The 9155-nt window shown below is 66.8% G+C and carries 10 protein-coding genes and 3 pseudogenes; 7 read left to right on the plus strand and 6 right to left on the minus strand.

Annotated elements, in window-relative coordinates; all coding sequences use genetic code 11:
• Nucleotides 1–160 precede the first annotated feature (160 nt).
• The 3 genes and pseudogenes from J7I98_RS38470 to J7I98_RS38480 all read right to left on the minus strand — a co-directional run.
• Nucleotides 161–721 (minus strand): peptide deformylase, encoded by a 561-nt coding sequence (locus tag J7I98_RS38470; RefSeq protein WP_308378087.1) that lies wholly within the window; start codon nt 719–721, stop codon nt 161–163.
• A gap of 238 nt (nt 722–959) precedes the next feature.
• Nucleotides 960–2024 (minus strand): annotated as a pseudogene (locus tag J7I98_RS38475) (ATP/GTP-binding protein); the annotation flags it as partial.
• A pseudogene (locus J7I98_RS38480) lies at nt 2023–2292 on the minus strand (helicase-related protein); the annotation flags it as partial. The pseudogenes J7I98_RS38475 and J7I98_RS38480, both read right to left, overlap by 2 nt.
• Nucleotides 2293–2606: 314 nt before the next feature.
• On the opposite strand from J7I98_RS38480, the gene J7I98_RS38485 reads away from it, so the two are divergent.
• Nucleotides 2607–3053, plus strand: coding sequence for a hypothetical protein (locus tag J7I98_RS38485; RefSeq protein WP_214929711.1), 447 nt, complete (start codon nt 2607–2609; stop codon nt 3051–3053).
• A gap of 115 nt (nt 3054–3168) precedes the next feature.
• The gene (locus J7I98_RS38490) at nt 3169–3924 is read left to right on the plus strand and encodes a transposase family protein (protein ID WP_214929712.1); all 756 of its coding nucleotides are present in this window, start codon (nt 3169–3171) and stop codon (nt 3922–3924) included.
• Nucleotides 3925–4134: 210 nt separating this feature from the next.
• On the opposite strand, the pseudogene J7I98_RS41930 reads toward J7I98_RS38490, so the two are convergent.
• Nucleotides 4135–4368: pseudogene (locus J7I98_RS41930) on the minus strand (transposase family protein); the annotation flags it as partial.
• Nucleotides 4369–4537: 169 nt separating this feature from the next.
• On the opposite strand from J7I98_RS41930, the gene J7I98_RS38495 reads away from it, so the two are divergent.
• The 3 genes from J7I98_RS38495 (at nt 4538) to J7I98_RS38505 (ending at nt 6501) form a co-directional block, all read left to right on the plus strand.
• Complete coding sequence (locus tag J7I98_RS38495; protein ID WP_214929713.1) at nt 4538–5107, plus strand: hypothetical protein; 570 nt, start codon at nt 4538–4540, stop codon at nt 5105–5107.
• Nucleotides 5108–5225: 118 nt separating this feature from the next.
• Complete coding sequence (locus tag J7I98_RS38500; RefSeq protein WP_214929714.1) at nt 5226–5720, plus strand: lamin tail domain-containing protein; 495 nt, start codon at nt 5226–5228, stop codon at nt 5718–5720.
• Between the two features lie 121 nt (nt 5721–5841).
• Entirely contained in the window at nt 5842–6501 is a 660-nt protein-coding gene (locus tag J7I98_RS38505; RefSeq protein ID WP_214929715.1) for an HNH endonuclease family protein, read from the plus strand.
• A gap of 75 nt (nt 6502–6576) precedes the next feature.
• Here the strand turns inward: J7I98_RS38505 and J7I98_RS38510 are convergent, their stop codons facing one another.
• Nucleotides 6577–7206 (minus strand): hypothetical protein, encoded by a 630-nt coding sequence (locus J7I98_RS38510; RefSeq protein WP_214929716.1) that lies wholly within the window; start codon nt 7204–7206, stop codon nt 6577–6579.
• 107 nt (nt 7207–7313) lie between these two features.
• Here J7I98_RS38510 and J7I98_RS38515 point away from each other — a divergent pair, with 107 nt between their 5' ends.
• Nucleotides 7314–7718: a hypothetical protein gene (locus J7I98_RS38515; protein WP_214929717.1), complete on the plus strand. Its 405-nt coding sequence runs from the start codon at nt 7314–7316 to the stop codon at nt 7716–7718.
• On the opposite strand, the gene J7I98_RS38520 is transcribed toward J7I98_RS38515, so the two are convergent.
• Nucleotides 7683–8518, minus strand: a protein-coding gene (locus J7I98_RS38520; RefSeq protein ID WP_214929718.1) for an IS5 family transposase whose coding sequence is annotated in 2 segments (ribosomal slippage) — nt 7683–8173 and nt 8173–8518 — 837 coding nt in all. Because the reading frame shifts where the segments join, the coding sequence is not laid out codon by codon here. The two genes, J7I98_RS38515 and J7I98_RS38520, sit on opposite strands and share 36 nt — an antisense overlap.
• Before the next feature lie 94 nt (nt 8519–8612).
• On the opposite strand from J7I98_RS38520, the gene J7I98_RS38525 reads away from it, so the two are divergent.
• On the plus strand, nt 8613–9146 hold the full coding sequence (locus J7I98_RS38525; RefSeq protein ID WP_251021821.1) for a nucleotidyltransferase domain-containing protein: 534 nt from the start codon (nt 8613–8615) through the stop codon (nt 9144–9146).
• Nucleotides 9147–9155 lie beyond the last annotated feature (9 nt).

A 9155-nucleotide genomic window follows, 5' to 3' on the forward strand; every position in this document is an offset into this window, starting at 1 on the left:
TGGTCCTTACCTTGTCCTGATCAGGAATCGGTTCTGGCGCTGCGGCCACCCCTGCGTGCACAGCGTGGTGCTCGTGGAGCCGTTCCGGCTCTTCGAGCTATGACTCGGTGCCGACTTCCTTCTTTCCGGTCGGCCTGCTCGTGCCCGTGGGAGCCTCCTATCAGGCGCCCTCGTACACCCAGGCTCGGCCGGTCTGCCGGTACTCCTCCACCGGGATCGGATCGACGCCAGTTCGCATCCGGGCGGTGTACAGCAGCCCGTCGAGGTGGTCGATCTCGTGGTGGATGAGGCGGGCGAGGCCGCGTTCGTACACGGCGGCCACGGTCTCGCCGGTCAGAGCCGTGGTCTCCACCGTCATCTTCAGCGGGCGGGGGACGAGGCCGCGGACGTCGAAGAAGCTCAGGCAGCCCTCGTACTGCTCGTCCATCTCCTCGGAGCGGGTGGTGATCCGCGGGTTGAGCAGGATGATGGCGGGGGCGTCGCCGGGCGGCTGGACGACGGCGGCGGTGCGTGCGATGCCGATCTGCGGGGCCGCGATGCCCATGCCCTTGGCGAAGGGGTGGACCTGGCCGATCCGCTCCATGGCGGCGAACAGCTCGTCCACGACGCGCTCGGCCTCGTCGCGCTCGGCGGGCAGATCAAAGGCGCGGGCCGGTTCGGCGAGGATGCCGGCACCGTGCTGGACGACGCCGAGGTCTCGCATTCGCTGGCTGGGCCGCACGTCAATCACCTGAACTCCCCTTGATCCGTGTCGCGTTCGGGCCGTGCCCGAAACCGCCACTCCAGACGGTACCGAGCGTGTAGGGCGGGTGTGGTCGTGATCCACGTGAATTGCCGTAGCTCACCGTCGTCGCTGCGGACGGGAGGGGTCCGCAGTGGGGAGGCTTCGGCGGTCATGGAAGTCTCTGTGCCCCATACAACGGGGTCACCCGTGCTGCGGTCCTGCGGAAGGGCGGCAGTCACTCGTATACCTCCTTCGACAGAGGCACGGGGGCGGTGCCGGCAGAGGAGTGCTCGGCAAGGAAGGCGGCGACGCGGCCGAGCTGGTCGGCGGCGCGGCCGGTGAGCTGGTTAAGGGGGAGGGCTCCGGCGTTCGCGTGGGCGGCCTGCTCCAGCGCGCTGACTTTCTGAGGGCGGGTCTGAGCGGCGAAGACCGCGTCGAGATGCGGCCCGCGCAACTGCACCGGCCCGACACGCCGCCCGTGCACGTTCATGGAGGCGTAGTGCTCGAAACGCTCCATCGTGGCGACCCGTTCGGGGCTGGGGTCATCGCCCCACTCGGCGGTGATCGGTGCGATCGCGGACTTGGACCCGGCGGTGGTGGCCAGCGTGGAGGCGTTCTGCACCAGTGACAGCCGCACCGGAGCGGGCAGGCGGGCCAGTAGCTGTGTCATGCCGTGGACCTGGCACTGGTACTTGCGGAAGTCCTCGAACATGCTCGCGATCGACTCCGGGGCTGCCCCGGTCAGGGTGATCAGCTCGTCGAAGTACGGGCGGAACGGCACCCGCTGGCGCTCGGGGGTATCGCGGCGCGAGCGCACCGCCCGCAGCAGATCGCGGGCGAGCAGTGCCGTCAGCAGCCGGTCGGTGGGCCCGTTGCCGCCCGGGCACACCCACACGATCATCCGGGAGTCCATCGCCGCACGGATGTTGTAGATCCCGACCGGCTGGCCGAGGAACGCGCGGGTCACCGGGTTGGCGGCCAGCCGGGTGATTGGGTTGAGGACCACGGAGAATGCGTCCGGCGGCAAGGTGGGGAACACCGTCTGCCACCAGCAGCGGGTCTCCTCATCCAGCCGACCCGCCACCGCCGCGAGCGCTGCCTTGCGGAAGGCGGCATCGGTGAGCAGCGCCCGCACATGGAAGATCGTGGCCTGGTCCTCAGGACGCCCGGCCTGACACGCGGCCCCGTTGATGGCCACCAGGACCGACAGCGCCGCGGTCAGGATTGTGATCGCGCGCGGGGCGGTCACATCGTCCCAGCCCAGCGCGGAGGCGTAGGCGTCAGCGATCGCCTCGACGACTGTCGGGTGTCTCCCCAGGGCCCAGCAGGATAGACACGACCAGGCTGGCCATCTTGCCCTCGCCGGGGTGCCTCCGCAGCGCCCGGCCTACGGCTTGGACCAGGTCGGGCATCGAGCCGCGCACATCCGCCCAGTACACGGAGTCGCAGTTCTTGGTATCCACGCCCTCCCCGAGGACCTTCGACGAGCTCAGGTAGCCCTTCTCCACCACGGTGCCGTCCGTGGCGATCCCGTCGGCGAACTCACCAAGTACGCGCCGGCGGTGGAGTCTCAATGGGTGAGTCAAGGCCTGTCTTCTTGCCCTGGGTCTTGCGAGCGATCTTGGCGACCTGGGTTTTCACTGGTCCGGGCGCTGGTCGGCTGCGGCTGAGTGGCCGTCATTGGTCATCGTTGGCGGCTGCCGATCGGCCTCGGACGGCCCAGAGACGGCCCAGCCCCTCGTTATGCGACCCATATGTCTTGCACGACAAGGGGGTTCACTGGTGTGCTCGTTTCCCGGTTGACCGTGGCTGTCTGCTCGTTCTGGCACGCACCGGAACCGGTTTCTCTGGAGCGACGTCCAACGCCAGGGAAGGGGGCGGTGTGAAAGGTCAGAGCAGAGCCCATTGTCTCTATGTGACGGCTGTTTTGGTCCGTGAGCGGCTCGTCGCGGTGGCGGCCATGTCCTTGCTGGCTGCGGGGTGCGGGGTGCTGAACGATTCGGTCGACCCGGTCAAGGAACGCTGGGAGTCCAGAACCGGGTTTTCCAGTTGTGGCAAGGTGAGCCTGGATCAGGGTGAGGAGATGCAGAAGCAGGCGGTACGGGAAATCGTCTGCCTCCGGCGAGCCCTCAAGAGCGGCGAGAGCGCAGAACTGAAGGTGACCTATCCCACTGTGGAGGGTGACCTGATTCGTGAGTACTACCGCTTGACGCCACAAGGCAGGCTTGAGGTGTACACGAACAGCACGGACGACCGCTACTCAGACCAGAAGTGGTCGTTCGCAGAGTGCTACACCCCAGAATGGTTGGCTGAGATTTCATGTGATTAATGAGCCCTTTCCAACCTGACGGCGGCGGTTCCAAGTTGGTCTGCTGTACAACACGACGAAGCTCCTGGTAGACGGGTTCTCGACCAAGATCACCCGTGTCCGCCAGGAGCTTCGCGTGCTTGTCTACCCCTCGTCGATCGATCTGTCCAGCCACACCCTGCGCTACCTGACCACGCAGCTCCGTGCCCGGCAGCGAGAGATCGGGACCCGGTGGCGACGCCTGCCCGTCGGCCGTCAGGCCCTGCTCGCCCTCGCCCACCTGCGGTGCGGGGACACCTACGCCCAGCTCGCCGCCGGATTTCGCATCGGCGTCGCGACCGCGTACCGCTACATACGTGAGGTGATCGACGTCCTGGCCGCCGCCGCGCCGACCCTGACCGAGGCGATGAAGACCGTGCAGGCGAAAGCCTTCGTGATCCTGGACGGCACCCTGCTGCCGATCGACCGGATCGCCACCGACACCCCCTACTACTCGGGGAAACACAAACGACACGGCATGAACATCCAGGTCCTCACCGACCCGTTCGGCCGACTGCTGTGGGCCTCCCCGGCGCTGCCCGGCTCGACCCACGACCTGACCGCCGCGCGGCACCACGGCATCATCAACGCGCTCGCCGAAGACAACGTGAAGTGCTGGGCGGACAAGGCGTACCAGGGCGCCGGCCGCCCCGTCCGGGTGCCGTTCAGGGGCCGTCGGCTCAAACGCTGGAAGCGGCGACACAACAGCACCCACGCCAAGATCCGCTGTCTCGGCGAACAGGCCATGGCCACCCTGAAGGGCTGGCGCCTCCTGCGGAAGCTCCGCTGCAGCACCAACCGAATCACCGACATCGTGAAGGCCGTCGTCGTCCTTCACCACGCCTCAACCTGAGGTTGGAAAAGGCTCAGTGGACGATCATGGTGAACGAAGCTCGCGGCGAACGCTGGGAGCACTACTGCACCACCTGCACTCAGTTCCTGGCAGATGTTCTCCAGGGAGAACTCCGCTCCAACATCCTCTCTTCTCGATTCCCGCTCAGCACACACGAGTTCCGTCAGCTCCAGCCGGTATGACGCATCTCGAAGAGTGAGCCTTCCAACCTCACGTTGAGGCGTGGTGAAGGACGAGGACAGCCTTCGCGATGTCGGTGATCTGGTTCGTACTGCAGCAAAGTTTCAGCAGCAGGCGCCAGCCTTTGAGGGTGGCCATGGCCTGTTCGCCGAGGCAGCGGATCTTGGCGTGGGTGCTGTTGTGCCGCCCCTTCCAGCGCTTGAGCGTCGCCCCCTGAAGAGGGACGCGGATGTGGCGGCCGACACCTTGGTATGCCTTGTCCGCCTACCATTTCAGCCCTCAGGCGGCGAGTGGGAGCTCTCCCCAGGCGCAGCCGCACCCGTACGGCAGGACACCGACCTCGCCACGCTCCAGCGGAGCGAGAAGCGCATCGCCGAGGTCGCCGCCCGCACGAAGGACATCGCCTGGGAGATCCAGGAACGGAGCGTCAGGCGTGCAGATGCGGCTCCTGGTCCAGCAGCTCAAGGCCACCAAAGCCGTCGCCGAACTGCTGGGCATCGCTCAGCGGACGGTCGAGCGCTACGTCAAGGGCCAGATCACGAAGCTGCGCACGAACCTCGCGGCGAGGCTCACTGGTGAGGTACGCAACCGGTGGCAGCCACGGGTGCAGGAGAAGGCGAAGAGGAACGCGGAACCTCCACCGGCATCGTGGCGGGAGACGCGCGCCGGGTTCGGGTTTACCGCGGCGCCGGGCACAACGGACGACCGGCGGGCCCGGCTGATCAACCAGCACTTCCCGCCGGAGTACGACCCGGCTGTTCGAGGCGCAAGGCGCCGGTGTTGCATGCGGACGCGCGTGATGGATACCCCCCCGACTCTGGCAGGTTGTTCCTGTGCAGGCACCGCCGGGCCGGGCTTGCCGGAGTCGCGGTTGGCACACCCGGTCTTCAGAAACCAACGGCACCGGCCGCAGATCCACCACGGCGACGCCATCGGCATGGCGACCAACGGCCGGTTCAGCTCCCGCGCCCTGCCTGACGCAGAACGCGGCTCGTCGGGTTGAACGGGGCTGTTCGGCGAGGGATGCGGACGGCAGTTCCAATGCTGAGGAGTCGTAACCGGCGGCTCGTGTCCTCTGTAGGCTTCTGCCTCTCATCAGCACTATTGAGGGGGGACCTCACGTGCGTAAGCACCTTGTCGCTGCATCGGCCATCGCTGCCGGAACGCTAGCTGGTTTGGCCGCCGTCCCGGCCCAGGCCACCGAGTACTCCTCGGCACTGAAGGTTCGCGGCATCCAGTACGACGCGCCCGGCCGTGACTCCAACAGCTGTTCCTCCGGCAACACCCGCGAGGAATACCTGACGCTCAAGAACTACGCGTCCTCAGCGACCATCAACCTCAAGGGTTACGTCGTCAAGGACGCCGCCGGCAACCGCTTCACGTTCACGGTCAACCACTACCTGCAGCCCGGCGACTATGTGAAGCTCCGCGGCGGCAACGGCACCGACTCCGACAGCAGCAACGTGGTCTACCGCGACAACTGCAACTTCATGTGGAACAACGACAAGGACACGATCTACCTCTACAAGCCCTCCGGCAGCCGCGCAGACGTCCACGCCTACACCAAGAGCGCGAACGACCGCGACGGCAACGGTTACATCAGCTACCACGCCTAATAAGACCCATTGTCAGCCGAGGGGTGGGGCATCGTTTCTGCGGTGAACCGCACCACCCGGGCGGGTGAGCAACCTGTCGTCTTGGACAGTCGGCGGCTCATGCGGCGCTATTCCTATATTCGTGATCAAGCACCTGAAGCGCGCCGCTACAGCCGCCGCACTCGCCCTCCTGCCCCTCACCGTCTCCTCACCGGCGCACGCCGCAGAGACGCTCCCGCTCCCGGTTGCCGTCGACCAGCTCAACACGGCCGATGAATCACGCGAGGGGTACACGCGCGATAAGTTCCGCCACTGGAACAGCGGACAGAACCCAACTGACGGCTGCAACACCCGCAATGAGGTACTGATTGCGGAGGCAGTCGAGCCGCCGATTGTCGGCCCCGGGTGCAAGCTGACCGGCGGCACCTGGTGGTCCTATTACGACGCGACGACGGTGTCGGGACCCTCCGGCCTCGACATCGACCACATGGTGCCCCTGGCCGAAGCGTGGGATTCCGGCGCGTCGGCCTGGACCGCGCAGCGCCGCGAGGCTTACGCCAACGACCTCGGAGCCCCCACCTCGCTGGTCGGCGTCACCGCCCGATCGAACCGCAGCAAGTCCGACCAGGACCCCGGCACCTGGATGCCGCCCAGCGGCGAAGTCCACTGCCAGTACGCCGCGGAATGGACCGCAACCAAGCTCCGCTGGAACCTGACCATCGACCCACAGGAACAAGCCGAACTGCTCGACCTTGCCGAGCAGTGCCCGACCACCGAAGTCCACTTCGAACCCGCCCCGTAGCCGAAACGCCGACGCCCTCGCCGGCCTTGACGTGTCTGGACTACCCGGCGGTGCGGAGGAGGGCTCGGCGGTCCTCTACGAGCTGGTGCCAGCGAGCGCGGACCGAGTCCTGTCCGTCGAGCCAGGTCGTAGGGGACGGATCGGGTAGGGGGAGGCCGGCCATGAAGTGGTGATCTCGACGAAGCAGGCGTAGCCGCCGGTCGGGGCGAGTTGGCGCAGCCGCTGGATGACCGTGCGGACTTCGTCGCGCTCGGCCGCCTTGCACGGCGTGGTGGAGGACGAGGGCGAGTTCGAGGTCGGCTTGGCGGCGGTTATACCGGCGTCGCGGACGAGCGCGGCGATCTGGGTGGTGAAGCCGGTGGCGCGCAGGTCGAGCCCGGTCAGGAGCTGTTCGGCGAGGTGGATCTCGTCGTCCGCGACGGCGGGTTGGTGAAGGCGAGTACGAGAGCGCGCTGGGCCTGGCTGGTTGGCGCGTTCGCCGGCGGCGCCGTGCTGCTCGGCTTCGTCGCGGGAGGCGGCGTAGGCGGCGGCACCGTCGGTGTCGCCGTGCGGGAGGTGGATGTCGCCGAGGACGCGGTGCTGGCGGCCGGACCAGCCGAGGGTCTGGGCGGTGGCGTACGCGGTAGGAAACCGGAGCCGGCCCGGCCTGGATCGCGTACCTGTGCCCCGCGTACACCCAGGCCCTGACCTCGTGGCCCGGCTCACTAAGGACCTCGCACCGAGAGTTGGACGAAGCGGCCTTAGAACTCCTAACGGAATGACTTTTTGGGTTCGGCTCCTCGTCGTGAGGTGTCGTCGGGCAGCATGGGACGATGCACTTCGAGCAGCCCCTGCCTCGCGAGCTGAAAGCCATCGATTCGGCCTCGCTGTTCAGGCTGGAGAAGCGGGCATGTGACCTCGGTCTGAGCCAGCGTTTGGAGCCAGCGTGGGTGCAAGCCCATGCGGCGCCCGACGGAACCCACTACCTGTGGCCGGCCCTGTGGCACTCCCTGTCCCACCGCCCGGACGTTCCACGTCAGCTGCGGTGCGAACTGTTGATCACTCTGCGTGCGGGAGAGCGCGTGGTGAGCCTGCTGGACGTACTTCCTGACGACTTCACCCCGCTGCCGCGGGTGACCTCACGAGAAGAAGGCATGCAGGTCAGTCAGCTCCTTGACCGTGCTCCTTCAGTCAGGGAATGGCTACTGCGGGAGAGTGAGGGCTCGGGTCGGCTGTGACAGGCGTCGCCAGCAGATGAGTGCGCATCCCAGGGTGAGGAAGGCTTCGTGGATGTCGTCGCGGACCTCCCAGCGGATCCGCAGGCGGCGGAACCAGTGCAGGTGAGCGAAGGCGCGCTCGACAACCCAGCGTTGGGTGCCCAGTCCGGAACCGTGCTCGGTGCCGCGTCGCGCAATCAGTGGTTTCACTCCGAGCGCGCGGACGAGCCGGCGGTACTTGTCGTGGTCGTAGCCGCGGTCACCGAGCACGACGTCGGGGCGGCGCCGGGGTCGGCCACGCTTGCCCCGCACAGGCGGCACCGCTTCGAGGAGCGGGATGAGCTCGGTGACGTCGTTGCGGTTGCCGCCGGTCAGGGTGACGGCAAGCGGGATGCCGGTGGCATCGGTGATCAAGTGGTGCTTGCTGCCCGCCCTGCCCCGGTCGACAGGGCTTCGTCCCGTCTTGGGCCCCCTTTTAACGCCCGGATGTGGGAGCCGTCGACCGCCGCCAGGGAGAAGTCCAGGGCGTCCACGCTGCGGAGCTTGGCCAAGAGCGCTTCATGGAGCCGGGGCCATACCCCGGCCTCGGTCCACTCGGCCAGGCGCCGCCAGCACGTCATGCCCGAGCCGAAGCCCAGCTCCTGCGGCAGGTGTTCCCAGGCAATCCCGGTATGCAGCACGAACAGGATGCCCTGAAACACCAATCGGTCCGGATGCCGCTTCCGTCCCGGATGCCGGACACGACGCTCGACTTTCGGCAGCAGCGGTTCGATCACCGCCCACAGTTCGTCCTCGACATGCCACGGCTTCGGCCGAGCCACCACACACCCCCGGATCAACGCTCTCGGAGTGATCCAACCACCCCGAAGATCATTTCGTTAGGGGTTCTTAGCCTGTTTTGGCACGATGACGGCTATGAGTCCCCAACGGCATCCCGATGCGGGAATGGCAGTCCACCGGCTCGGTTCCGACCAGACAGCCGCAGACGTCTGTGCAGCCAGCCGACTTGTTTCCGCGCGCTATCCGGAAACGATCGGCGCGGTGCTGGGCGGTTCCGCCGCACGCGGTCAGTCCACTCCCAGCAGTGACCTCGACATCACAGTCCTTCTCCCTGATCACGGCATGAGACGTCGTGAGGTGCTTCGTCACAATGATCGTCTGGCTGAGGTCTTCCTCAACAGTCGCTCCGACCTGCGAACTGCCTTCGCGGAAAGCCGCACGACGCGCAGGGCAACGGCTCTCTTCCTCTTCGCCGATTCCATCGTTCTCCACGACCCCGACGGCCATGTCGAGGCGCTTCGCCAAGAGGCGAAAGCCCAGTTGGCAGCAGGCCCAGATCCCCTAACCGGGCACGAATACGATGCCCAACGAGCCCTACTCACGGACCTCTTGGACGATCTCACTGACACTGGCCCCAACAGCGACCCTCATGAACAGCTAGTGCCGTGACCGCGTAGG

It is taken from the genome of Streptomyces sp. ISL-98 (assembly GCF_018614055.1).
Lineage (GTDB): Bacteria > Actinomycetota > Actinomycetes > Streptomycetales > Streptomycetaceae > Streptomyces > Streptomyces spiramyceticus.